The sequence below is a fragment of the Sphingomonas sp. GW821-FHT02B09 genome, from assembly GCF_059421875.1.
On the sequence record NZ_JBWKVV010000003.1, the window covers coordinates 190085 to 215411 of the forward strand.

Annotated in this window: 21 protein-coding genes; 9 read left to right on the top strand and 12 right to left on the bottom strand. The window is 69.3% G+C overall.

Features of this window, described 5'->3' with window-relative positions; translation table 11 throughout:
• Positions 1–53: 53 nt before the first annotated feature.
• From AC07U4_RS15300 to asd, 4 genes are all read left to right on the top strand, one after another.
• A complete protein-coding gene (locus AC07U4_RS15300; RefSeq protein ID WP_495195992.1) occupies positions 54–2021 on the top strand; it encodes a TadE/TadG family type IV pilus assembly protein in 1968 nt (655 codons plus the stop codon).
• Complete coding sequence (locus AC07U4_RS15305; protein ID WP_495181536.1) at positions 2018–2611, top strand: TadE/TadG family type IV pilus assembly protein; 594 nt, start codon at positions 2018–2020, stop codon at positions 2609–2611. Before AC07U4_RS15300 ends, AC07U4_RS15305 begins: the two co-directional genes overlap by 4 nt.
• Positions 2608–3231, top strand: coding sequence for a TadE/TadG family type IV pilus assembly protein (locus AC07U4_RS15310; protein ID WP_495181535.1), 624 nt, complete (start codon positions 2608–2610; stop codon positions 3229–3231). Before AC07U4_RS15305 ends, AC07U4_RS15310 begins: the two co-directional genes overlap by 4 nt.
• A gap of 136 nt (positions 3232–3367) precedes the next feature.
• Entirely contained in the window at positions 3368–4222 is an 855-nt protein-coding gene (gene asd / locus AC07U4_RS15315; RefSeq protein ID WP_495195993.1) for an archaetidylserine decarboxylase, read from the top strand.
• 20 nt (positions 4223–4242) lie between these two features.
• On the opposite strand, the gene AC07U4_RS15320 is transcribed toward asd, so the two are convergent.
• The 6 genes from AC07U4_RS15320 to AC07U4_RS15345 form a co-directional block, all read right to left on the bottom strand.
• Positions 4243–4821 carry a class I SAM-dependent methyltransferase gene (locus AC07U4_RS15320; protein WP_495195994.1) on the bottom strand — a complete coding sequence of 193 codons (579 nt, stop codon included), beginning with the start codon at positions 4819–4821 and terminating at the stop codon, positions 4243–4245.
• On the bottom strand, positions 4818–5465 hold the full coding sequence (locus AC07U4_RS15325) for a PIG-L deacetylase family protein (protein WP_495195995.1): 648 nt from the start codon (positions 5463–5465) through the stop codon (positions 4818–4820). Before AC07U4_RS15325 ends, AC07U4_RS15320 begins: the two co-directional genes overlap by 4 nt.
• On the bottom strand, positions 5462–6451 hold the full coding sequence (locus AC07U4_RS15330) for an acyl-CoA dehydrogenase family protein (protein WP_495195996.1): 990 nt from the start codon (positions 6449–6451) through the stop codon (positions 5462–5464). Before AC07U4_RS15330 ends, AC07U4_RS15325 begins: the two co-directional genes overlap by 4 nt.
• Positions 6448–7455, bottom strand: a complete 1008-nt coding sequence (locus AC07U4_RS15335) for a glycosyltransferase family 2 protein (protein WP_495195997.1) — start codon at positions 7453–7455, stop codon at positions 6448–6450. The genes AC07U4_RS15330 and AC07U4_RS15335 overlap by 4 nt, the downstream gene beginning before the upstream one ends.
• Positions 7456–7806: 351 nt before the next feature.
• A complete protein-coding gene (locus AC07U4_RS15340; RefSeq protein ID WP_495195998.1) occupies positions 7807–8826 on the bottom strand; it encodes a Vgb family protein in 1020 nt (339 codons plus the stop codon).
• 79 nt (positions 8827–8905) lie between these two features.
• Positions 8906–9808 carry an SDR family oxidoreductase gene (locus tag AC07U4_RS15345; protein WP_495195999.1) on the bottom strand — a complete coding sequence of 301 codons (903 nt, stop codon included), beginning with the start codon at positions 9806–9808 and terminating at the stop codon, positions 8906–8908.
• 94 nt (positions 9809–9902) lie between these two features.
• Between AC07U4_RS15345 and AC07U4_RS15350 the strand changes: the two genes are divergently transcribed.
• The 3 genes from AC07U4_RS15350 (at position 9903) to AC07U4_RS15360 (ending at position 13566) form a co-directional block, all read left to right on the top strand.
• Entirely contained in the window at positions 9903–10769 is an 867-nt protein-coding gene (locus tag AC07U4_RS15350; protein WP_495196000.1) for a helix-turn-helix transcriptional regulator, read from the top strand.
• Positions 10770–10793: 24 nt separating this feature from the next.
• Positions 10794–12551 carry a pectate lyase-like domain-containing protein gene (locus tag AC07U4_RS15355; protein WP_495196001.1) on the top strand — a complete coding sequence of 586 codons (1758 nt, stop codon included), beginning with the start codon at positions 10794–10796 and terminating at the stop codon, positions 12549–12551.
• 133 nt (positions 12552–12684) lie between these two features.
• Positions 12685–13566, top strand: a complete 882-nt coding sequence (locus AC07U4_RS15360; RefSeq protein ID WP_495196002.1) for an alpha/beta hydrolase — start codon at positions 12685–12687, stop codon at positions 13564–13566.
• A 32-nt stretch (positions 13567–13598) separates the two neighbouring features.
• On the opposite strand, the gene AC07U4_RS15365 is transcribed toward AC07U4_RS15360, so the two are convergent.
• A complete protein-coding gene (locus tag AC07U4_RS15365) occupies positions 13599–13847 on the bottom strand; it encodes a DUF3253 domain-containing protein (protein WP_495196003.1) in 249 nt (82 codons plus the stop codon).
• 252 nt (positions 13848–14099) lie between these two features.
• Between AC07U4_RS15365 and AC07U4_RS15370 the strand changes: the two genes are divergently transcribed.
• Both AC07U4_RS15370 and AC07U4_RS15375 read left to right on the top strand, forming a co-directional pair.
• A complete protein-coding gene (locus AC07U4_RS15370) occupies positions 14100–14696 on the top strand; it encodes an FKBP-type peptidyl-prolyl cis-trans isomerase (RefSeq protein WP_495196004.1) in 597 nt (198 codons plus the stop codon).
• A 101-nt stretch (positions 14697–14797) separates the two neighbouring features.
• A complete protein-coding gene (locus AC07U4_RS15375; RefSeq protein ID WP_495196005.1) occupies positions 14798–15982 on the top strand; it encodes an alpha-hydroxy acid oxidase in 1185 nt (394 codons plus the stop codon).
• On the opposite strand, the gene AC07U4_RS15380 is transcribed toward AC07U4_RS15375, so the two are convergent.
• The 5 genes from AC07U4_RS15380 to AC07U4_RS15400 all read right to left on the bottom strand — a co-directional run bounded on the left by AC07U4_RS15380 (position 15968) and on the right by AC07U4_RS15400 (position 25297).
• Positions 15968–17890 (bottom strand): alpha-L-fucosidase, encoded by a 1923-nt coding sequence (locus AC07U4_RS15380; protein ID WP_495196006.1) that lies wholly within the window; start codon positions 17888–17890, stop codon positions 15968–15970. The two genes, AC07U4_RS15375 and AC07U4_RS15380, sit on opposite strands and share 15 nt — an antisense overlap.
• 36 nt (positions 17891–17926) lie before the next feature.
• Positions 17927–20329 (bottom strand): glycoside hydrolase family 95 protein, encoded by a 2403-nt coding sequence (locus AC07U4_RS15385; protein WP_495196007.1) that lies wholly within the window; start codon positions 20327–20329, stop codon positions 17927–17929.
• Between the two features lie 76 nt (positions 20330–20405).
• Positions 20406–23642, bottom strand: a complete 3237-nt coding sequence (locus tag AC07U4_RS15390; RefSeq protein WP_495196008.1) for a TonB-dependent receptor — start codon at positions 23640–23642, stop codon at positions 20406–20408.
• 111 nt (positions 23643–23753) lie between these two features.
• On the bottom strand, positions 23754–24779 hold the full coding sequence (locus AC07U4_RS15395) for a FecR domain-containing protein (RefSeq protein ID WP_495196009.1): 1026 nt from the start codon (positions 24777–24779) through the stop codon (positions 23754–23756).
• Positions 24776–25297, bottom strand: a complete 522-nt coding sequence (locus AC07U4_RS15400; protein ID WP_495196010.1) for an RNA polymerase sigma factor — start codon at positions 25295–25297, stop codon at positions 24776–24778. Before AC07U4_RS15400 ends, AC07U4_RS15395 begins: the two co-directional genes overlap by 4 nt.
• Positions 25298–25327: the final 30 nt, after the last annotated feature.

Below are 25327 nucleotides of genomic sequence, written 5' to 3' on the forward strand. Positions count from 1 at the left end.
ATATGGGTGCAACAGGCTTTCGAAAGGCCGAATCCACTTCAAGTCGGATCTTTATGGCGAACCAGGGCAGCGTCACGCGAGCAATCAGATCCTTCGTCGAGCATCGACAGGGAAACGTCGCCATTCTCGGCGCCGCCAGCATTCTGCCGCTGATCGGTATGCTGGGCGGGGCCATGGAGGTGAGCAGGCTTTATCTGGTCAAGGCCCGGCTTCAGCAGGCGTGCGATACGGGTGTACTTGGCGGTCGCCGGGCGATGGGGGGCGGTACTTGGACCCCGGCCGCCGACCAGCTCGGCCATCAATATTTCGCCGTGAACTTCCCCGAGGGGCGATACGGCGCCAGGAATGTCGGCGTCAACTTCAGGGTCGGCACGGATCAGGTCGTCCATGGCGCCGCGCAACTGACGCTGCCGATGGTCATCATGCAGGTCTTCGGCTTCGGCAGCAAACTCATGGCCGCCGAATGCGCGGCGAAGCTGGAACTGCCCAATGCCGATGTGATGTTCGTCCTCGATACCACCTTGTCGATGACCGAGGCGAACGACGGCGACACGCTCCCGCGCATCCAGGTCTTGCGCAACAGCGTATCCAGCTTCTTCTCCACGCTCGAAAGCGCGCGGGGACCCGGCACGCGCGTGCGGTACGGCTTCGTGCCTTATGCCTCGACGGTGAACGTCGGCGCGTTGCTGAAGCCGGCGTGGGTGGCGGATCGCTGGACGTACCAGTCGCGCGAGGCCGCCGGCACCGGTACGACGACGAACACCGACACCGCGAAATACCGCTACGAATCGGGCCCCAACACGACCACCGGCAGCCTGCAGACGCGCAAATACACGATCCCGCCGGAGAATTGCACCGCGCCCGCGAACATCAAATATACGTCGAAGACCACGACCGATCCGTCGCCGGTCCCGGCCGACGGCGAGGTCACCTATACCGAGACCGTCACCCGGAACGGCACGACCTATTCGGCGTCGCTGTCGGGCTCGACCTGCACCGTGACCGAGAACGTCTATCAGGATTATGCCCAGACGAAGACGGTGCATCGGCTCTACAATCCGAATTACGGCAACACGTCGCAGTCGACGGTCTATTACTGGAATTATCTGGCACGAAGCTACGATCTGACGCCGCTGAAGACGATGGCGAGCGAGTCGGCGATGACCCTCGGGTCGCTCCCCGACCAGCTGATCGGCGCGAACCACGCCGCCAAGAAAATCCCTTGGCGCGGCTGTATCGAGGAGCGCCAGACGAGCGCCGCCAACGACGCGCTGAAGCCGACCGCCTTGTCCGACCTCGACGTCGACGGCGAGCCGGTGACGGGCGACCCCGGATCGCAATGGCGCCCCGCCCTGCCCGACCTGATCTATGCGCGGAAGTGGAACGACCTCAACAGCGCGACCAACGGCACCTGGACCGTGCCGACGGTATCGAACGTCACCAACAATTACGATTCACCCACCGCGAGCGCCGCCAAGGCGGCGTTACGCGCGGCGTGCCCCACCGCGGCGCGCAAGCTCGCCGCGATCAGCAAATCCGAACTGGACTCCTATCTGGCCTCGCTCGCGCCCGCCGGGCTGACCTATCACGATATCGGCTTCCTCTGGGGTCTGCGGCTGTTGTCGGCGCAGGGCATCTTCAGGAACGAGAACGTCGCACCCTCCGGCGGCAAGGTCTCGCGTCACCTCATCTTCATGACCGACGGCAAGACCGAAACGAACGTCAACGACTATGATGCCTATGGCCTGGCCGCGCTGGACCGGCGTCGCTCGACCGCCGGCGGCCTGCCGACGAACGGCGACCAGAATGCGCTGGTCGAGCGTCGGCTCGGCGGCCTGTGCACCGTCGCCAAGAACAAGGGCATCACGGTGTGGGTGATCGCCTTCGGCACCGATCTGATCCCGCTCCTGACCAATTGTGCCAGCGACGGGCGCGCCTATCAGGCCAAGAGCGCGAGCGAGCTCGACCAGGCCTTCGCCCAGATCGCCGCCCAGATCTCACAGCTCCGGCTGACGCGATGACCGCGCGGCGATCGTTCGGCGCCGACGCGCGCGGCGTCACGCTGGTGGAATTCGCACTCGTCGCGCCCCTGCTCCTGCTGCTCCTGATGGGCGGCCTGGAGGTGGGACATCGCGCCTATATCGCGGCGCTGCTCAGGGGAGAGATCAACAAGGCGGGACGCGACCTGACGCTGGAGGACGCGCAAGCCCCGGCACGACGGACGGAGATCGAGAACCGGGTGCGCGCGGCGATGCGCCCGTTGGCGCACTCCGGCACCGTCGCCTTCTCGCGGACGTCCTATCGCGACTATGCGAACGTCGCATCGACCGCGGAAGATTACATCGATGCCAATCACGACGGGCGATGCAACGCCAATGAGGTCTTTTCCGACACCAACGACAACGGCATCTGGGACGTCGACGGGGGCCGCGCGGGCGACGGCGGCGGCGCCAAGGACGTCGTCGTGTTCAAGGCGGACTTCACCTACGATCGCCTGCCGCTGGGCAAGCTGCTCGGTCTCCCGCGACAGACCAAGGTCTCGGCGACGACCTATCTGCGCAACCAACCCTTCGACAACCAGGCCCCGGTGGCGGAAAGGACCTGCCCATGAGGCGGCTCGCCCAAGACGAACGCGGCGTCGCCGTCATCGAGATGGCCTTCACCGCCCCCCTGCTGCTGCTGCTCATTCTCGGGCTCGTCGAATACGCCCGCTACGCGATCGTTCGCGAAGGGCTCAGCCAGGCGGCCTTTCAGATCGCGGACAATGCCGCGCGGCTCGGCGAGGCGCGCCTGACCGGGCCGATGCCGATCAGCGAAAGGCAGATCAACGACGTCCTGCTGGGAGGACAGATCCAGGGCAGTCCGTCGGATCTCCGCCAGCGCGGCCGGATCATCCTGACCAGCCTCGAACGCAACACGGCGAAGGGGCAGTGGCTCCACTGGCAGCGCTGCACCGGCGCGCTCAACCATCCATCCTCCTGGGGCGTCGAAGGCGACGGACAGAGCGGCCAGGGCACCAACGGCATGGGGCCCCCGACGGCCCGCATCCAGGCGCAGGACGGCATTCCCGTGCAGTTCGTCGAACTCGCCTACGACTACAAGCCGATGGTGTTCACCGTCCCGCTCGTCACCGGCAAGATCGTCGAAAACGCGGCGGTGCCGGTCCGGTCGGACCGCAATCTGCAATTCGTCTCGAACGACGAGAAGGTCGCCGTCGCACGCTGTTCGTAGCGACGACGCGACATACGCGACGCCTGCCGTCCGGGTACGCGATCAGCCCGGCGCGTCAGCAGAGGTGCCGCGGTCCATTTCCTTCGACCTTCCCCCGTATCGCGCTAGGGTGGACGGCCGACGTTTCGAGGTGCCGATGTCCGATCGCGTGAAGATCCTTCTCCAGCATATGCTGCCCAAGCGGCGCCTGACCGCCCTCGCCGGGCGCATCGCCGGCGCGGAGGGCGGACCGGTGACGACCCGGCTGATCCGCTGGTTCGTGCGCACCTATGCCGTCGACATGAACGAGGCCGCGGATGCGGACGTCCGCAGCTACGCGAGCTTCAACGCCTTCTTCACCCGCCCGCTCAAGGCGGGGGCGCGGCCGATCACCGGCGCCGATTTCGCCTGCCCGGTCGACGGCGCGATCAGCCAGTTCGGCGCGATCGACGATCATCACATCGTCCAGGCCAAGGGGCATCGCTTCACCACGACCGAGCTGGTCGGCGGCGACGCGGCACTCGCCGCGCGGTTCCGCCATGGCAGCTTCGCCAATCTGTACCTCTCCCCGAAAGACTATCACCGCATCCACATGCCCTGCGACGGCACGCTGCTGCGGATGATCTACGTGCCGGGGACGCTGTTCTCGGTGAACCCGACCACCGCGCGCGGCGTGCCCAATCTGTTCGCGCGCAACGAGCGGGTGGTGTGCGTCTTCGACTCGCCGGACCACGGGCCGTTCGTCATGGTGCTGGTCGGCGCGACCATCGTCGGCAGCATGGCGACCGTCTGGCACGGCGTCGTCAATCCGCGGCGCGCGCATGGTGCATCGGAATGGGACTATGCCGGCCGGGACATCGTGTTGCGCAAGGGCGAGGAGATGGGCCGCTTCCTGCTCGGCTCGACCGTCGTGATGCTGTTCGGACGCGGCGTGATCGCATTCGACGATAGCTGGCAGCCCGAACGATCCGTGCGCCTCGGCGAGCCGATGGGCGTCGCGCCGACCAGCTGAGCGTTTCGCGCCGGACGGCTTCAGCCCGTGCAGGTCGCGACGCAGACCTGCCACCGGCGGCGCGCACGCACGCGCCGGACGTGCCAGTGCCGCCCGGTCTGGCGGAGGAAACGCGCGTGAATGCCGTCGGCATGCTGGGCGAAATCGTAGAAGTCGATCCGGTGGTGCGCCAGCACCAGCCGCCCGCCGCGCCGCAGTGCGGCCGCGACGTCGACCGCGACCCGCGCCATATCGCGCTCCGACAGATAATAGAGCAGCTCCGCCACCACGACGGCATCGTACACGCCGCGCGGGAAGGCCGCCGGCAGCGCGAGCACGGACGCCCGCGCCCGCGGATAGCGCGCGATCGCCGCCGCGGTCAGCCGCGTGCCCTCCGCCGTCCCCTCGGTCGCGTCGAGATGCAGGGCGCGCGGCGCGATCGCGGCGCTGTTCGATCCGTTGCCGCTGGCGAGCTCCAGCACCCGGCCGATCGGCCCCGGCCCCAGCGCGTGCAGGATCGCACCGCGCTTGACCGCCTCGTCGCGGTTGCTGAACGTGCCCCAGGGATCGTCGTCGCCGGCGAATTTGCCGGCGAATCCGCCGAGATCGATCGCGGTCATCGCCGCACCTCCAGATAGGCTTCGAGGGGATGCGAGAAGGCGTCGAGTTCGTGCCGCGCGATCGTGAAGCCGGCTGGATCGTCGCCGATCGCGCCGAGCTGCGTGCGATGGACGCGGATCAGCGATCGCTTGGCCGCCGCGCCGCCGGGCATCGCGACGAGGCGCGATCCGCGCCGCAGCGGCGATTGCGGCGGCCACACCTGATAGGACAGCCGTCGCGCCCGCCCGCCGAGCCGGTGCAGCGCCGCGGCGACCGCCCGATGGTCGGGATGCGCGTCGGCGGCGGCAGGCGCGACGATGAGGTCGACGCCCGACCGCACGAGGCGGCGGAGCGTCCGCGTGAGGGCGACGCGATGTGCCGCGACCGCGCTGTCCGGCAGGCCGAGACAGCGCACCGCCCCCGCCGGCACGCCGAGGCGACGAAGCGCACGCCGCGATTCGCGATAGCGTTCCGCGATCAGGCGTGCGCGCGGCCAGCGCCGGCTGCCGGGATGCGAGGCGGCGCCGTCGCTGACGATCACCACCGACACCCGCGTACCGCGTCGCACCAGCGTCGCGATCAGCGCCGCCGCGCCGATGATCTCGTCATCGGGATGCGGCGCGACCACGACGGCATGGCGCGGCCGGCCCGGACTCAGCCTCACAGCGATGGGACGAGCGCTCCGCTCGCGACCGCGGCACCGACCCGCAGCCGCTGCGCATCCGGGGCCGGCTGGCGCAGATAGACCGCCAGATCGGTCAGCATCGCGGCCAGCGGGTGATCGCGGAAATGGCCGGCTAGCCCGACCGACTGCTGCGCGAGCACGATCGCGCGTTCGGCCGCGTCGGCGACCGCCAGCCGCGCCGCCGCCACCCGCATCAGCCGCGCGTCGTTGCCGGGAGCGAACCAGTCGTTCGCGACCCGGCGGACGACGCCCGCCGCCGCCTCCGCCAGGCCATAGAGATCGGCGAGCCGCGCCGCCTGGAACGGATCGCCGGCACGATCGGTCGCGACCAGATGGTCGCGCGTCCGGTCGCACAGGCCCGCGACGCCGCCGGCATGGACCGCGACGAAGCGCAGCGCGCCACCGCTGAAGAACGGCTCGCGCACGTACTCCTCCGGATGACCGATGGCCGCCGCCGCGTCGATCGCCGCGCCCGCCCAGCGCACCTGATGCGTCTCGGACCGCTGCATGCCGGTCATCCGCCACCAGTCGCGATCGATCGCCGGCGGCACCGCCGCCAGATCGACCAGCAGCAGGCGGTTGCCCTCGTCCGTCTGCGCGGTCACCAGCGCATGGGTCAGCACCCCCGCCCCCGACGCATAGCTCTTGCCCCCGCTCAGCCGGCCGTCGGCGAGGATCAACGGTTCGCCCGCCAGCCCCGCATTCCACACGCCGAGCATCGCGCCCGCCGCCAGCGCCGCATGCAGCCGCTCGACCTGCGCGGCGGTGCCGTAGCGCCCGACGATCTGCACCGCGTCGACATGCCCCTCCAGCAAGCGCCCGAGCGGCAGATCGCGCCGACCCGTGGCGTAGAGCGTGGCGAGCAGCGCCAGATACGCCTCCGCCGTCGCCGGATCGCGGGGCGGGTCGCGATCCCATCCCGCGCGTGCGATCGCCGCGCGCAACGCGTCTTGCATGGCGATCATGCCGCCGCCTCGCACCAGCTCGCCTCGAGCCGGGCCAGCGCATCCTCGGCTTCGTCCAGCGTCACCAGATCGGCCGCCCCCGGCGCCGCCGGCACGATCCGCATCGCGAACGCCTCCGCATTCGGGCAATCGCGCGCGACGCCGCGCACATGGTCGTCGCTCAGCCCCAGCCGCGCACCGAGAGCGGCGCAGGTCCTGCCATGATCGATCGTCGGGAAGCCGAAGCGCATCGCGGCATGCTGGCGCCACTGCCACGCCATCTGCGCGGGATGCGCGACCCGTGGCACCTCGCCGACATCCGCGGCGCGCAACGCGCTGGCGAGGCCCTGCGGCGCCCGCCCGTGCCGGCGCGACGAGGTCTCGACCAGCATCGCGCCGTCGCGCCGCACCCGGAAACCGGCCCGCGCCGCATCGTCGAGCAGGGTCGCATCCTCGGCGAACGGCAGCGGGCGGAAGCCGCCGATCGCGCGATACGCCGATGCCCGGACCGCGAGATTGGCGCCTCCGCTGAAATGATGCGTGTCGTGCGCCTCCCAGCTCACCGGGTCGATCAGCCGCCGATAGGCGTGCAGCCGGTTGTAATATCCCTCCAGCCGCGTCTGCGCGCCGTCGCGTGCGCCGTGGCGGCGGACGATCCGGCCCGCGACGACATCGGCATGGTCCAGCGCCGCACGGCCGGCGGCGATCCAGTCCCGCTGCGGCCGGCTGTCGGCATCGGTGGTGAACAGCAGGCCGTCGGCGCCGGCCAGATGCGCCAGTCCCATCGCCATCGCCGCGCGCCGCGCGACGCCGGCGTTGGATGCCGTGCTGCCCGGTCCCACCTGCAGCAGCAACGCGAACGGCACGCTGGCGGCGGCGTGCCGCACCACCGTCTCGCTGCCGTCGACGCACCCGTCGAGATACAGGCACACGGTCGCCCCGCCCACCGCATCGAGACGGCCGAGCGCGGCGAGCAGGCCGGGCAGGGCCTGCTCCTCGTTGCGCGCGGGTACGCAAATCACCACGGACGCGGCATCAGTCAGGGATCGTCTCCAGCCAGCCGCGCGTGTCTCGGCGGGGATGCAGCGGCGGGGCGCCGCGTTGCGAAGGACATTAACCGAAAGAAATCAGACGTCTACAACCGCGATGGTCGATCCGGGGAGCCCCCCGTGAGACTCGATCGCCTTCCTCGCCAGATCCGTCACCCCGGCCCTGCGCCGGGGTCCCGCTTCTTCCCACGGGACGAAGCGGGACCCCGGATCAAGTCCGGGGTGACGGGATATGAGTGTTGCCGCAACACCTCGATCGTTCATCTGCAATAGTCCCGCCTTTTGCGGAGAAGGCGCTTCCTCCCGAACCCTGACCATCGATCCATCCTAGACGAGCACCGAGGCATCGGGCGCCGCCCCCGTCGCGAACCCGCCGGCGAGCGCCCAGCGGCGCGTATCGACGATCGCCACCCGATCGTTTTCGAGCGCGGCGTACAGCGTCTCGCCGGCGAGGTTGAGCCCCGGCGCCGCAGCGTCGAGCGACAGGCGATCCTGCTCGACCAGCGTCGTCGGATCGAGCCGCGACAGGCTCTTGTCCGCGGTGTTCGAGACGATCAGCCGGCCGTCGGCCTGCGTGACGATGCGCACCGCCTCGCCGCGCAGCGGCCGGCGCGCGCGTTCCTCCAGCGTCGCCGCGTCGAGCGCATGGATCGTCCCGCTCGGCCGGTCGATCACGTAGAGCGTCCGTTCGTCGGCGCTCAGCGTCATCCCTTCGGGCGCGGCGCCGATCCGCCGGCGGATCGGGGCAACGCCCATATCCTCGGGATCGACCATGATGACCGCGCCGCTCAACGTGTCGGCGACATAGGCGCGGGCACCGTCGCGCCGGACGACCAGATAATGGCTGCGCGCGCCGGTGACCGGGATCAGCCGTGACGGCGCGGCGTCGTTGGCGGGATCGTCGAAGCGGGCCAGCATGCTGTCCTGCTCCGACAGGACGTACAGCCGTCCCCGCGCATCGACACGGACGGCGTGGAGACGGCCGAACGGCGCCATGTCGATCGTCCGCGCCAGCGCGCGCTTGTGCAGGTCGATGACCCAGATCTGGCTGCCGCCCGCGCCGGGCGCCTTCCAGCTCGCGACGCCGTAATGGCCGACATAGGCAAACCGCCCCGCCGCATCGGCAGCGATCTCATGCGGTTGCGTCCCCAACGCGACCGTGCCGAGCCGCCTGCCGTCGGGCAGCGCGTAGAAGGCGACGCGGCCGGCGCTCTTCTCGACCAGCGCGAGCGTCCGCCCCGGCGCGGCCAGGGCCTCCTGCGCCATCGCCCGTGCGCCGAGCGCGGTCACGGCGACCGCGCTCCCCGCGAGCATCCACAATCCCTGGCGACGATCGATCGACTTCATATCCTGTCTCCCCCGGCTGAAGGATCGGACCGCTCGGCCGGTTCCCGACCGCCGGGAGAAATTGCCACACGGCGGTCGGTCACGCCGGCGCGGTTGCCGAATAGTCCATCGCCGCGAGGTCGGTCAGCAGATCGGGGCCACTCGGCGTCCACCCCAACCGGGCGCGCGTCCAGGCGTTCGACGCGATCATGTCGAGGCCGGCGAACGGCGCCATCCAGCCGAAATACAGCTCGACCTCCTCCCGCCCGATCGAGCGGACGGGCAGGCCCGTCCCCGCCCCGATCGCTTCGGCGATGGCGCGGGCGGAGACGCCGTCCTCCACCGACGCATGATAGCGCGCGCCCGGCTCGCCCTTTTCCAGCGCCAGCACGTACAGCTTCGCCACGTCGCTGATGTGCGCCGCGGCCCAGCGCGTCCGCCCCTCTTCCAGATACGCCACCGCCCCGGCGCGGCGCGCCTCGGCGACCAGCGGCGTGATCAGCCCCGCCTTGGTCGTGTCGTGGACCTGCGGCAGGCGAATGGTGCGGACGTCGATGCGCCGCGCGATCAGCGCCGCGCCGGCCAATTCGGTGGCGATGCGCGGATTGGCGTGGTGCGGGTTCAGCACGTCTTCGGTCGCCGGGCCGCCGTTCACCGGCGTGCCGATGCCGACGCCCGAGGTGATCAGGATCGGCTTGCCCGTTCCTTCCAGCGCCTCGCCCATCGCGGTGATGTTGCGCTCGTCCTTCCTGGTATTCTCGAAGAAGGTCGCGAAATTGTGATCGAACGCGCAATGGATCACCGCATCCGCCGCCGCCGCGCCGCTGGCGAGCGTCTCGGGGCGATCCAGATCGCCGCGATGCACCTCGACGCCGGCCGCCTCGAGCTGCCGTGCGCCGGCATCGGAGCGGGTCAGGCCGAGCACGCGATGACCGCCGGCGAGCAGTTCGGGGATGACGTGTGAGCCGATGAAACCGGTCGCGCCGGTCAGGAATACGCGCATGGGTGATCTCCTTCTTACCCATACGGTATCGCGAACCTTTCCAACGTGTTAAAGTAGTGACCTTATCGTGGTATACCGTTCAACAGGATCGACCATGGCCAGTGACGCGTCCAACCCGCTCGGTACCTATCTGCGCGACCGGCGCACCCGGCTCGACCCGGCGGCGTTCGGCTTCGCCGGCAGCCGGCGGCGCACGCCCGGCCTGCGCCGCGAAGAGGTGGCGAGCCGCGCCAACATCAGCCCGACCTGGTATACCTGGCTGGAGCAGGGGCGCGGCGGCGCGCCGTCGGCCGACGTGCTCGACCGCATCGCCAAGGGGCTGATGCTGACCGAGCCGGAGCGCGAGCACCTCTACATGCTCGGCCTCGGCCGCCTGCCGGAGGCGCGCTACCGGCCGGTCGACGGCATCTCGCCGCGGCTGCAGCGCGTGCTCGACGGAATGGTGCTCAGCCCGGCGATCATCAAGACCGCGATGTGGGACGTGGTCGGCTGGAACCGCGCCGCGGCGGTGCTGCTGACCGATTACGCCAAGCTGCCGCGCGAGGGCCGCAACATCCTGCGGCTGATGTTCGCCAGCGACCATGTCCGCGCGCGCAACGCGGATTTCGCCGACATCGCCCGCTTCGTCGTCGGCGCCTTCCGCGCCGACGTGGCCCGCGCGGGTGCCAGCAGCAGCGCCGAGGTCATGGCGCTGGTCGCCGAACTGTCCCGCCTCAGCCCCGATTTCGCGGCGCTGTGGCAGGATAACGACGTCGTCGCGCACGGCGAGGGCACGAAGCGCATCCATCACCCCGACGCGGGGCTGCTCGCGATGGAATTCTCGTCCTTCTCGGTCGAAGGACGGCCGGAACTCGGCATGATCATCTACAACCCCGCCACCCCCGCCGACGCCAAGCGCCTCGAACGGCTGCTATTTACGCGCAGCGATCCAGCCATCGACCTGCCGTTCGAGGATCGGTAGCGGATCATCGCGGGGAGATTTGACTTGGCGGACAACGGGTTGACCTCGAAGACGACACGGCGCGGCATATTGGCCGGCATCGCCGCCATCGGCCTCGCCCCTGCCGGCGCGAGACCGCGTGCGCCGATGGGCGATCCCGATTTCGGTCCCAACGTGCTCGTCGTCGATCCGGGCATGCCGGACGCGCAGCGCCGGATCGACGGCTGGTTCGCGCAGCAGGAACGCGCGCATTTCACCGACCGTCGTTATGCCGTGCTGCTCAAACCGGGCGCGCACCGGCTCGACATCAACGTCGGCTTCTTCACCCAGGTAGCCGGTCTCGGCCTGCGCCCCGGCGACGTGACCGTCACCGGCCACGTCCATGCTGAGGCCGATTGGGCCAAGGGCATGGCGTTGGTCAATTTCTGGCGTGCGGTCGAGAACCTCGCCGTCCGCCCGCCCGATGGCGCCGACCGCTGGGCGGTCTCGCAGGCCGCGCCCTATCGCCGCGTCCACCTCGCGGGGGATCTCACGTTGGACGACGGCGGCTGGTCGAGCGGCGGCTTCATGGCCGATTGCCGCATCGACGGCACGATCCGGTCGGGCACGCAGCAGCAATGGTTCACCCGCAGTTCGCAGATCGGCGGCTGGCAGGGCGCCAATTGGAACATGATGTTCATGGGCGTCGTCGGCGCGCCGGCCAGCAGCTTTCCCGAACCGCCGATCACCACGCTGCCGTCGGTGCCGCGCATGCGCGAAAAGCCGTTCCTCCACGTCGCCGCCGACGGCCGCTGGGCGGTGTTCGTGCCGGCGCTGCGTCGCGATGCGACCGGCATCTCCTGGCAGGGCCGGCCCGACGGCCGGGTCGTGGGGTTGGACGACTTCCTCATCGCCACCCCCGCGACGCCGATCGCGGCGATCAACCGCGCGCTGGCGGCGGGGCGCCACCTGCTGCTCACCCCGGGCGTGTACCGGCTGCGCCAGCCCATCCGCGTCGTCCGGGCGGACACGATCGTCCTCGGACTGGGCCTCGCGACGCTGCTCAGCGAGGCGGGCAATGCCGCGATGACGGTCGCCGATGTGCCGGGCGTGTCGATCGCCGGCCTGCTGATCGACGCCGGGCCGCAATCCTCGCCGGTGTTGATGGAGGTCGGGCCGCGGGGCGCCGTACGCGACCACCGGGCCAATCCGACGCTGCTCGCCGACCTCTTCTTCCGGGTCGGCGGCGCCGCGATCGGCAACGCCGGCACGTGCCTGGAGATCAACAGCCATCATGTGATCGCCGACCATCTGTGGATCTGGCGCGCCGACCACGGCGATCGGGACGGTGGTCGCGTCCATGTCGGCTGGACCGAGAGCCGCGGTGAGCACGGGCTGGTCGTCAACGGCGACGACATATGCTGTTACGGGCTGTTCGTGGAGCATTTCCAAGGCTGGCAGACGGTATGGAACGGCGAGAACGGCCGCACCTTCTTCTACCAGAACGAACTGCCCTACGATCCGCCGAGCCAGCGTGCCTGGCGGCCGGAGTCGCCGCGCGGCTGGGCCGCGTACAAGGTCGCCGACCGGGTCCGCCGTCACGAGGCGATCGGCATGGGCGTCTATGCGAACTTCACCGCGGACCCGACGATCGTCCTGGCGAGCGCGGTCGAGGTGCCCGACACCCCCGGCGTGCGCATCGCGAATGTGACCACCATCTCGCTCGGGGACGATAAGGGCACGATCGCCCATCTGGTGAACGATACCGGCGCCGCCGCGCGGCCCGGCAGCATACGCCAGACGCTGCGGCGCTATCCGGACTGACGCCCGTCCGGACGCAGGCGCGGGCGCAGGCGCGGCCGGGGGCAAACGGAACGATGCCCGCGAACGTTCGTCCTGCCCTCGCCCTCCCGCGAAAGGCCGCCATCGTGACAGTCCATTCCGTGACCCCGGCGGCATGATCCGCTCGCGGGCCGTCCGCCGCCACGTCGGCGTCCTCGCCCTGCTGGGCTCGCTCGCCGCGGCGTGTTCGCCACTGACCACCTTCGACAGGCTGGTGCCGAAGGACCGGGGCGGCGTCCGCGTCGCGAAGGACCTCGCTTATGGCGACGCGCCGCGCCAACGTCTGGATGTCTACGCGCCGCGCGAAGCCTGCGGCCGGTCACGACCCGTCGTGGTGTTCTTCTACGGCGGCAGCTGGAACAGCGGCACGCGTGCGGGCTATGCCTTCGTCGGCCGCGCCTTGGCCGCGCGCGGCTTCGTGACGGTCGTGCCGGATTATCGGCTGGTCCCCGACGTGCACTATCCCGCCTTCGTCGAGGACGGCGCGGCGGCGGTGCGCTGGGCCATCTCGCATGCCGACGCCTATTGCGGCGACGGTGGATCGGTGGTGCTGATGGGCCATTCGGCCGGCGCCTATATCGCCGCGATGCTGGCGGTGGACCCTCGCTGGCTCGGTGCTTCGCGACCTGCGGTCAAGGGCCTGGTCGGGCTCGCCGGCCCTTACGACTTCGCCCCCTTCGACGTGGCGGCCAGCCGCGCCGCCTTCGGCCAGTCCCCCGATCCCGCCGCGACGCAGCCGGTCACCTGGGCCGGCGCCGGCGATCCGCCCGCATTGCTCCTCTACGGCAGCGACGACACCGTCGTGCGCCCGCGCAACAGCCAGGCATTGGCCGCGAAGTTGCGCGCCGGCGGCGTGGCGGTGGACGAACGTGCCTACGCCAAGCTGGGGCATATCGGCATCCTGCTGGCGCTCGCTCGCCCGTTTCGCGGTCGTGCCCCGGTGCTCGACGACGTCGCGGGCTTCGTCCAGCGGACCGTCGATACGGATCGGCGGTGATGGCGCCCGCACGGCGGAAGTCGATCGCCGGCCTACGACGGCCGCGTCGCGCGACCGATGCGATAAGGTCCGTCGCGGACGACCAGAGGCCGCCCTTTCCAGCTGAGCCGCACCTGGCCCTCCTCGACGAGACCATCGATCGCGGCATGGACCAGCGGCATCGCGTCTCGCCAAGCCTCCTTGGGCGCGATCGCGCGCGCCACCTCGCTCGGACACACCGTCGCATCCGGGGATCGCGATGCCAGCAGCGCAAGCGTCGTCTCGCGGGCGGCTACCGTCATGCGCGGCGATCGCGATCCAAGCGGCCAGACGTCGTCGTCCGCCTCGCGCGCATTCCGCAAAGCATCGTCGCAGGATCGATCGGTACCGGCACAAGCACCGAACGCACGACGACACTTGCCGGCCTCACGCTGCGTCCCGACACCGCGCCGATGCGCGCGGTTCGTTCGTCTCAAGAACAATAGCGGCCTCGATACGCCGTCCGCGCGACATCGGGTTGGCGTCGATCGCCGGCCTTGCATATAGCCGGGTCCATGCCATTCCTTTCGCACGCTTCATCCCGCCTGATCCTCGCGGCACTCCTGCCGTTGCTCGCCGCGCCGCTGCCGGCGGACGCGGCGGCGACCCGCCGCGCCAAGCCACGGGCCGCGGCACCCGCACCGGCCAAGCCGGACAATGCGATCGTCGCGCTGCCGCTCAATCCAATCGTCCCGGCGGGGCAGCGGCTGTGTTCGGTGACGGCACCGTCCGGCCTGGGATCGACGGTGCTGCGCGCCGGCGCCGGGACCAAACCCGCGGCAGGGGACGTCGTGCTGGTCAATTACATCGGCTATCTTGCGGCGACGGGGGCGGTGTTCGATCAGGGCATGCGCTCGCCGCTGCCGGTCAACGGCGTGATCCCCGGCTTTTCGCAGGGCCTGCAGACGATGGCCCGGTCGGGCGTCGCCCGGTTCTGCATCCCCGCCGCGCTGGGCTATGGCACGCAGGCGTCGGGGCCGATCCCGGCCAATGCCGATCTCGTCTTCCAGGTCGAATTGCTGGACTTCAAGACCGCGGCAGAGGTCGAGAGCATGAACCGCGCGCAAGCCGCCGAACCGCCGGCGCCGAAAGACGCACCGCCGCAGCCCTGATCCCGTCCGGTCCGCGCGATCGATCGGCACGCACAGCCGCCAAGCGCTTCGGCACAGCGAAACCGGTTGTCGATCCGCGCGCTTCCGACGCAGCGTGCGGCATGACGCGACTCGAACGGGCGAACAACGTGGCCGACCTGCGGCTGATGGCGCGTCGCCGGCTGCCGCGGCCAATCTTCGACTATATCGATGGCGGTGCGGACGACGAAGTGTCGCTGCGGCGGAACGCCACCGCCTTTGCGGACTATGAACTGGTTCCAGACGTCCTCAACGACGTGTCGACGATCCGGACGGAGACCCGTATCTTCGGCCAACCCGCGCGGTGGCCGCTGATGCTGTCGCCCACCGGCCTCACCCGCATGTTCCACGGCCACGCCGAACACGCCGTCGCCCGCGCCGCCGCGCGACACGGGCTCCTCTACAGCCTCTCGACGATGGGCACGACGCGGCTGGAGGATCTCGCGCAGGCCTTCGCCGGGCCAAAGGTCTTCCAGATCTATATCTTCAAGGATCGCGGCCTCACCGCCGAATTCGTCGCGCGCTGTCGGGCGGCGGGATTCCACGGCCTCGCGCTGACGGTCGATACGCCGGTCGCCGGCAATCGCGAGCGCGACCGGGTCAGCGGCCTGTCGCTGCCGCCGAAACTGACGCTCCGCTCGTTGCTCAGCTTCGCGCTCCATCCCTCCTGGTCGCTGCCCGCGCTGACCGGGTCGAGGTTCGATCTCGCCAACGTCAGCCACAAGGTCGATGCGCTGGCGGCGGGACCGATGAGCCTGTTCGATTATATCGGCGGTCAGTTCGACCGCTCGGTCGGCTGGCGCGACGTCGAATGGCTCGCCCGCGAATGGAACGGACCGCTGGCGATCAAGGGCGTGATGACGCCCGCGGATGCGCGCCGCGCGATCGGCTCGGGCGCGACCGGCGTCATGATCTCCAACCACGGCGGGCGTCAGCTGGACGGCGCGCCCGCCCCGGTCGACCAGATCGAGGCGGTGCGCGACGCCGTCGGCGACGCACCGGACGTGATCTGCGACGGTGGCATCCGGCGCGGCTCGGACGTGGTGAAGGCGCTCGCCCTGGGCGCGACCGCCTGCTCGATCGGCCGCCCCTATCTGTACGGCCTCGCCGCGGGCGGCGAGCCGGGCGTCGATCGTCTCCTGACGCTGCTGCACGAGGAATTCCGCCGCACGCTGACGCTGGCGGGGATCAACGATATCGACGTGCTATCCCGCCGTCACGTCCGCCATCGGTCGGTTGCGGTGTCGTCCGGGTCACCCCGCCCGTAGAAGCTTCAGGTCGGCGATCGCCATGTGATGCGCCGAGGACGCCAGGCCGATGAAGCTGAAGCGAACATAAGCGCAGGGCGAGACGGTCGTGAAAGCGATCCGCTGGGGCGAGAGGGCATTGGCGATGTTCGAAAATTCGCCGGCGCCGAGATCGCTCCAGGTCTCGCCGTCCACGCTGGCCTCGACACGATACCGCCGTGGAGGAGCGGCATCGGTCATCACCGCGCGCGATGGGGTCAGAACGAAGCCGCCGAGCCGTTGCCGAGGGTCGAATTTGAGCACCACCATCACCGCCATCGACCAATCCGCCACCGGGACCCGCCAGGACGTGCCGACATCGTCGTCGAACAAAGCCTCCACGCCCGGTCCCGACGACGAAGCAATCGACCAGGCCGACGGCGGGACGGTATCGGCCGCGCGCTGGCTCGGCAGTGCGACCACCACCGGGGCGGTCTGGCGGAACAAAGCGATCTCGCTGATCGCCGGACAGACGGGTGCATCGGTGATCCGCAACCGCAATCGTCGTGCCTGGACGGGAGCGGCGAGGCGGACGATTCGCTGCGCTGCGATACAGGCGCCTGACGCCACCTCACGCCAGCCCGATCCCGTATCGAGATCGACGGCGAAGCGCGTGACGCGAACACCGAGCGGCAGATATTCGCGGATGCGGATGATGTCGAAGCTGCGGCCGGGCGGAATGTCGAGCACGAGTTGCGGCGTGTGTACGCCATCCGGTGTCGACCAATAGCTGTCGGGATCGCCGTCCAGCACCTTGGCCGCAGCGAAGCGCGCGCCGCGTTCATGATCGGCATGCGCGATCGTCCCCTTGGCCAGATCGACCTTATAGGTCGCGCGCTGAGCATCGCCGAAGGCGCGGAGCACCGCGGTATCGACGTCCGCCAGCCGGCCGCGGCGGTCGGGCGGCAGGTTGAGGATCAGATTGGTGCCGCGGGCGACCGATTCGTCATAGAGTCTGACCAGCCGCTGCGGGTCCTTGACCTTGGCGTCTTCGTCGGCGTGATAGAACCAGCCGGGGCGGATCGAGGTATTGGTTTCCGCCGGCCACCATAACGGACCATCGCGCAGTCCGGCATTGCCCTCCGCCTGGCTGGGCTTGTGGTCGGGCATCGTCGGCCAGCAGGGATCGCCGGCGACGCCGTCCTCGTTGCCGACCCAGCGCGCATCGGAGCCGAGCGGTTCGAAGGTACAGGCGAGCGGCTGGTAGCGGTGCACCAGCGCCAACATCGACGGCCAGTCGTAATAAGCGGCCGCGTCGATCGTGCGCGTCTCGCGTGCGCCGCCGTAATAGCCATCGCCGCCATTGGCGCCATCGAACCAGAATTCGAACAATCGGCCGTAGCGGGTACACAATTCGACGATCTGCTTGCGGTAGTAATCGATATAGGCGGGGCGGCCATAATCGGCGTGGTTGCGATCCCAAGGCGACAGATACAGGCCGAAGGCGAGGCCGGCGCGACGACAGGCCTGTTCGAATTCGCGCACGACGTCGCCCTTGCCACTGCGGAACGGGCTGTTGCGCACGCAATGCTCGGTCAGCATCGTCGGCCACAGGCAGAAGCCGTCGTGATGCTTGGCGGTCAGCACGATGCCGCGCAGCCCGCCCGCCTTGGCCGCGTCGACGATCTGCTCGGCGGAAAAGTCGGTCGGATCGAACAGCGCGGGGCTTTCGTCGCCATAGCCCCATTCGCGATCGGTGAAGGTGTTGATCGAGAAATGGACGAAGGCATATTGCTCGCGCCGATGCCAGGCGAGCTGCCGCGGCGACGGCGTCGCGCCATAGGCCGCGGGGGGAGCGTCCGCCGTGGCGCGGGGTACCGCGCGGGCGGCGCCGACGCCGGCGGTGGCGAGACCGGAGGCGAGAAGGGTTCGGCGGGAGAGCGACGACATGGCTGGTCCTGATGCAAGAGGGCAGGCTCGGGACGATCAGGCCGCCCCGACGGGAATCCGGCGCAGCGTGATGCGATAGCGTCGGCCCGGCCGGGTGTGGATTTGCGTCACGCCCTGAATCGGCGCGAAGCGGAGTGCGCGGCGGTCCTGCCGTATCGCCGTCACGACGAACCCGGCCGGCGGTCGCACCGCGAGCCGGTCGCCGCCCGCGGTCACCGTCGCACGGACCACCGCCGGTCGCCACGCGATGTCCACCGCATGGCCGCCCCGCGCGCGCAGCCCGCTTATCGTGCCGCTCGCCCAGTGCGCCGGCACCGCCGGCAGCAGCGCGATGGCGTCACCGTGGCTCTGCAGCAGCATCTCCGCGATCGCGGCGGTGATGCCGAAATTGCCGTCGATCTGGAAGACGGGGCGCGGTTGCGCCGGGTGCGTGTCGAGCAGGTTGGCGGCGACGCTATGCGCCAGAAAGGCCGCCAGCGACCGTGCGGTATCGGCCGGGCGTCCGAGTCGCGCCCAGATCGCCGTCGCCCAGGCCCGGCTCCAGCCCGTGCTCGACCCGCCATGCGCCTCGCGCCGCGCCAGCGAGACCGCGCCGGCCTGCGCCAGCTGCGGCGTGCGCTGCGGATCGATCGCGGTACCGGGATAAAGCGGATAGAGGTGCGAGACGTGGCGGTGGCCGGGGTCCTGCTCGTCATAGTCCGCCGACCATTCCTGCAACTGGCCGAAGCGCCCGACCCGATAGGGCGCAAGCCGGTCCAGCAGGCGGGACAGGCGCGCGGCGAGATCGCTGGTATCGCCGACCAGCGTCGCCGCCTCGATACAATGCGCGAACAGCTCGCGGATCAGCGCGAGGTCCATCGTGCAGCCTGCGCCGACCGCCGCGGCCTTGCCCGGCGCGGCCATGAACAGGTTCTCGGGCGAGATCGACGGTGCGGTGGTCAGTCCGTCGCCCGCCGGATCGGCGACCAGCCAGGCGGCGCAGAATTCGGCACAGCCGCGCAGCAGCGGGAAGCCGCGATCGATGAGGAAGCGCCGATCGCCGGTGAAGCGGTAATGGTCCCAGACGTGCTGCGCCAGCCACGGCCCGCCCATCGGCCAGTTCGCCCAATTCGGGTCGCCCTCGCGCGCGCCGACCGGATGCGTCATCGCCCACAGGTCGCTGTTGTGGTGCACGCACCAGCCCGGCATGCCGTACAGCGTCCGCGCGGTCCGGGCACCGTTCGCCGCCAGCCGCTCGATATGGTCGATCAGCGGCAGATGGCATTCCGACAGGTTGCAGCTTTCCACCGGCCAATAGTTCATCTGCAGGTTGATGTTGGTCGTGTAATTGCAGCTCCACGGCGGGCGCACCGTGGCATTCCACAGCCCCTGCAGATTGGCGGGCATGGTTCCCGCGCGCGAGCAGGCGATCATCAGATACCGGCCGAGATGGAACAGCCGCTCGGCCTGCGCTGCGTCGGTATCCGCGGCGGAGAGCGACAGCGCGGTGCGGCGATAGAGCGCGCGATGATCGCGGATATGGCGATCGAGCAGCAGCGCGAACGGCCGGCCCGCGCTCGCGGCGAGGTCGCGCCCCGCCGCCACCACCACCGCGGCCGGTGGTGTATCGGGCAGCCGATCGAAGCCCCGGAACCCGGTCGCCGCGGCGATCCGCACGACGATCTCGTCGGCACCGCGGACGGAAACGGTATCGCCGTGCGCGACGACGATGCCGCCCCGCGCTTCGACGGAGAGGACGGTCGCGAACGCCATGCCGTGACCGGGCTCGTCCGAATAGGCGATCGGATCGGGCAGGTTGCGATAATCGGGTTCGCAGCGCGTCGGCGCCTTGCCGGTCAGCGTGAGGGTCGTGCCGTCGGCGACGGTATCGCCGCGCAGCGACGTCGTCAGGCCGATCCGGCCATGCAGCGCACCCGGACGATCGGCGCTGAGGCGAAGCACGATGATCCCGTCGGGATGCGAGGCGAACAGCTCGCGACGAAAGCCGATGCCGTCGCAGCGATAGGCGACCGACGCCACCGCGCGGTCGAGGTCGAGCTCGCGCTGGTACGCGCGCGGTGGCGTGCCATGGGTCATCGCGAGCACGAGGTTCGCCATCGGCGCGTAGCTCTGGCTATAGGCGCCTTGCAGCCCTTTGCTCAGCCGATCCGCGGCGGGCGGGTCGCCGGCGAACACCGCGGCACGCACCGCCGCCAACTCGGCGCGCCCGTCGTGGTCGGGCGACGTCGCGGGCTGCCCCGTCCACAACGTGTCGTGATTGAGCGAGATCGTATCGCTGGCGACGCCGCCACCCATCATCGCGCCGATCCGGCCGTTGCCGACGGGATGGCCGAGCAGCCACTCGGTGGCAGGCGCGGTCGCGACGAGACGATGGCCGCGGGTCGGCGCGGTTTCCTGCGCAAGCGCCGCGTCACCGCTGGCGAGCAGGCCCAGGATCACCGCGCCGCTTCCCCCGGCGAGCAGGTCGCGACGCGAGACCGCCGGCGATCCGTCGTCGTCGATCGGAGAGGTCGGCCTAGAAATTGAGCGTTGCTCCCATGTTGATCGAGCGGCCGAGCGCATCATACACCGATGGCGACGTATTGACCCGCTCCGCCGCCTCGAGCGGCGGGCTGGGGCGGACTGGCGCATTGGCGTTGAGCAGATTGTTGACGACGACCCGCAGCGTCAGGCTGCGCGATACGGTGACGCTGGTGCTGAGGTCGAACACGTCATAGGCCGGCAGATATTTGTACTGGTCGGGCAGGTTGGGATCGTCCGCACCGAAGATCGGATTGCCGTCGAGCCGCGAATTCTTCAGCCCCGAATTGTGCCGCCAGTTGAGCGACACCAGACCCTGCGTCCGCGCGCTGTCCGGCGAGGCGAGGGTGAAGCGGAAATTATGCTGGTAGCGGCGATAGCCCTGCCCCGCATAGGGTCCGAACAGGCCGACGACGTTGAAGTCGGTGTCGGGCAGGCCGAGGTCGCCACCCTTCGCGGTCTGCAGCGTCGCGACGTAGCTCGTCGAGAAATGCGCCCAATTTCCGACACGCGTATCGTAATTCGCCGAGAAGTTGAACCCGCGCGCATTCGTCTTGCCGAGGTTGCTGTAACCCTGGTTGATGTAGCCGCTCGACGATCCGGCATTGCTGAACAGGCTGCCGTCCGGGTTGCGGACCAGCTGGCCGCAGAAGAAGTCATAGCCGGTGTTGGCGCAGGTCTGCAGGAAGTCGATGGCGCGGTAATAGCCGATGCCGTTCTCGATCTCGATGCTGTAATAATCGGCGGTGATCGACAGGCCGCGCAGCATCCGCGGCGTCAGCACCAGGCCATAGGTATAGGTATGCGCGATCTCCGGCGTCACCAGGCCCTGCGATCCGTTGCGCACGGTGCACAGATTGTCCGGGCATTGCGGGATCGCGCCATATTGCGCCTGGGTGACACCCGTCTTCTGGCACACCGCGAGGCTCGCCGACGGGCTGGCGCCGGCACAGGGATCGCCCAGCGTGTTGCTGTCGAGCGTGCCGTAACTGACCGCGGCGTTGGACGACAATTCGTAGATGCTCGGCGCGCGCGTCGCCTTGTTGTAGCTGGCGCGCAGCAGCAGATCCTCGATCGGACGCCAGCTGCCGTCGATCTTGTAGGTCGAGCGCATCTTGTCGACGCCCGAATAGTTCGAGCCGCGGATCGCCGCGCCGAAGCTCAGATCGCGGACGAACGGGCGGTCGCTGACCAGCGGCACGTTGATCTCGCCGTAGACGTCGAACGCATGGTTCGACAGCCGGTTCGGCGTCGATCCGAACGCCGCCTGATAGGCCGCGTCGGGATTGGAGCGATAGGTGTTGGCGCGATATTCGGTGCCGAGCGCGATGTTGATCCCCTTGGTCGAAAGCGGGCTGCGGATGCCGTACTCGCCGAGATCGCCGGTGACGTTGGCATTGCCGACCCATTGTTCGTAGCGTTCGCGGAACAGGCCGCCGCCCTCGCCGTAGGACAGATAGTCGATCGCCGCCTGGCTGGGGCCGGCGGTGGAGAAGATATCGAGCGGCACGCAGCCGGGGTTGGTCGCCACCGACGCACAGGTCGCGACGCCGTTGACGTCGACGACCTGCAACGCATTGGCGACCTTGGCCGGATCGACGCGGTTGAGCTGGCGCTGCCGGTAGAGCGTGGTCGAATAGACGCCGCCGACGTCGTAATGCCAGGCGCTGCCGAGATCGCCGCGAACACCGGCGACGCCGCGGTAGATTTCGTTCGACGAACGCGTCACCTGCGGCTGGGTGAAGCGATAGCGCACGTCGGTGGTGACGTTGGTCGCGGTCCCCGCCGCGGTGCCGCACAGCGACTGCGCCTGTTGCGCGGACAGCAGGGGATTGTCGCAATTGATGTTATAGGCCACCGACCCGGGCTGGATCGTCGCCGGGTCCGACTGGCTGGTCGCGTTCGACTTGAGGTAGAGACCGTTGGCGTAGAGCTGGATCGCCGGCGACACTTCGTAATTGAGGAACGCCGCGCCGTTGTAGCGGGTGTTCTGGCGCTGGAAGTAGAAGGTCTCGTTGTAATTGTAGCCGTTGGCGCCGGTGTAGGGCACGAAGGCGCGCGAGCCGTCGGCCGCGTTACTGAAGATCGTCCCGTTCTGCGCCGGCCCCGACAGCGCCTGGAAATAGCCCGCCGGCGTCGCCGAGGAGGGCGAGGCGCAGACCACCGTCTGCGCGGACAAGGTGATCGGACAGACCGAGAAGGACCGCGACGAGGCGAGCACCGGCTCGACCTGGCTATAGGCGCCGAAGACCGAGATATTGCCGCGCCCGTCGGCGAAATTGTGGCCGATGCTGATGTTGGCGTCGAACCGGCCGCCGTCGTTGCGCGACCCGCTGGGGACGGCGAAGCCGGCGTTGCGGGCGGCCTGCGCGGCGATATTGTCGCTGTTGTCGGCGTTGTAGAAACCGTAATTGACGTTGGCGTTGACGCCTTCGAAATTCTTGCGGAGCACGAAATTGACGACGCCGCCGATCGCGTCGGAGCCGTAGACGGCGGAGGCGCCACCGGTCAGCAGGTCGACGCGCTCGATCAGCCCGACCGGGATCACCGAAGCGTCGATCCCTTCGGTAACGCCGATCCGCTGACCGTCGATCAGCGTCAGCGTCCGGTTGGTGCCGAGCCCGTGGAAGTCGAATTGCTGGCGGCCGTTGCCGTTCGACAGGTTGGTGTCGCTGTTCTTGATCGCCGGAACGCGGTTGAGCACCTCCTGCACGCTGAATGCGGATTGCAGCTTGATCTCCGCCTGCCCGACGCTCGTCACCGGCGCGGTCTCGACGAGGTTCTTGGAGCGGATGCGCGAGCCGGTGACGATCACGTCGGCGCCATCGGGCGTCACCGGGTCGGACGGCACGGCGGCCTGCGGCGCAGCGGTCGCGGCGCCCGCCTGCGTCGTCATCGCGACCGGCGTGTACGCCGCACCGCGGTTGATGACGTACACGCCCTGCGATGTCCGCGCGACGGTCAGCCCGCTGCCCTGCAACAGGCGGTCGAGTCCGGCGTCGACCGTCATGCTGCCCGCCACGGCCGGCGCGATGCGATTGCCGAGCAGGGCCTCGTCGAACACCAACTGGATACGCGCCTGACGACCGAAGGTGCGCAACGCCTGACCCAGCGATTGCGCCTTGATATCGACCTGCACGGGTCGTTGCTGGGCCAGCGCCGGCGAGGCGATCATCACGATGGCGATTGCCGCGCTGCTGACGGCGGCACCGATGCGTCGAGTCCCGATCATGTCACACCCCTCTTTTATGTTGTGGTTTTATGACGGACGACCGGACGGAATGCTCAGCAGCTTTCCAACATTTTTATAACCATTGCCGCAATTTGGTATCAGATTGGCCGGTCAGGGCGCGACTATCCGCAACGTGTCGCCATCGCGCGTGACGCGTACCGGAAAGGTGGCGGCGATGGCCTGGGCGAAGGCGTCGCTGTCGCCGGCATTGAAGACGCCGCTGATGCGCAGCGCCGCGACATCGGGCGCAACCGCGATCCGGTGGGCGCCGGCATAGCGGTTCATCCGCTCGGCCGCGACGCCCAGCGCCTCGGCAGTGAAGCTCATCTGCCCCTCCTCCATGCCGTCGTTGAGACCGATCGGCGCGATCCCGCCGATCGTCTTGCCGAACGGCATCCGCAGCTCCGAGCCCGGCGCGAGCGCCCGTTCGGCAGCGACGATCGCGCCGTCGCGTCGGGTCAGCGCGGCGACCGGACCGTGCCGGCCGTCGTGCAGGACCGCGACGCGCCCCTCGAACAGCGCGACGCGCATCTCGCCGGCGAGACGCTCGACCGAGAATTCGGTCCCGGTGGCGACAACGACATCGTCGCCGATATGGACGGCGAAGGGGCGGAGCGGGTTCTTCGCCACCTTGAAGCGTGCACGCCCGCGTTCGAGGGTAAGATCGCGGCGCTGGTCGCTGAAGGCGACCGAGACCGCGCTGTCCGCGTCGAGCGACAGCCGCGACCCGTCCGCCAAAGCGATCACGCGGCGCTCGCCGATGCCGGTGCGATAGGAGGTGCCGCCGTGTCGCTGCCAGACCATCGTGGCGAGCGCCACCGCGACGAGCGCGACGACCGCCGCCAGCACGCGCCAGCCTGCCGGCAGCACGGCACCGCGCATCCAGCGCCGTCGTTCCGCCCGATGCATCGCACCCAGCGCCTCGCGACGCAGGCCGAGCAGCTCCGGCGCCTCGGCATCCGCCTCCAGCCCCGTCCAGACCGCCAGGGCCAGATCGAGCTGCTCCTGACGCGCGGCGTCGCCCGCGAGCCAGTCACGCAGGTCCTGCTGCTCCGCGGCGGTCAGAGCGCCCTCGCTCAGGCGCATGCACCAGATGATCGCATTGTCCTGGTCGCTCGACCCGAGGCTGCCGGTCATCGTATATCCTCAAGATTCGCCAGCAGCGCCTGCATCGCCTTCGCGATATGCTTTTCGACAGCGCTGACCGAAATGCCAAAGGCCGCGGCGATCGCCTTACGCGGCATGGCCTCCAGCCGATACAGGATGAAGATCTGCCGGGTCCGGTCGGGCAGCATGCCGAGCGTGCTGGCGACGCAGCCGACGCTCTGCCGTGCCGCGAGCAGCCGCTCGGCGTCGAACGTGTCGATGCCGAGCGTGCCGTCCTCCATCCACGCCTGGGCGTAGCGGGACCGCGTCGCCTCGCGGCGGACATGGTCGCGCAGCAGGTTGGCGGCGGTCTGGAAGATATAGCCTTCGGGATTGCCGGCGGTTCGACCGCCCATGTCGGCGATCCGGACGAACATGTCCTGGACCAGATCCTCGGCCAGGGTCCGATCGTGCAGCCGCCGGAGAAAGAAGGCCATCAATGCCGGACGCATCCGGCGCATCACCGTCAGAAGCTCGCTCGGGTCCTGCGCTGGGTCGGATCTTACCACGTGCATCTTCTTGAGACGTTTGTCCCGGCC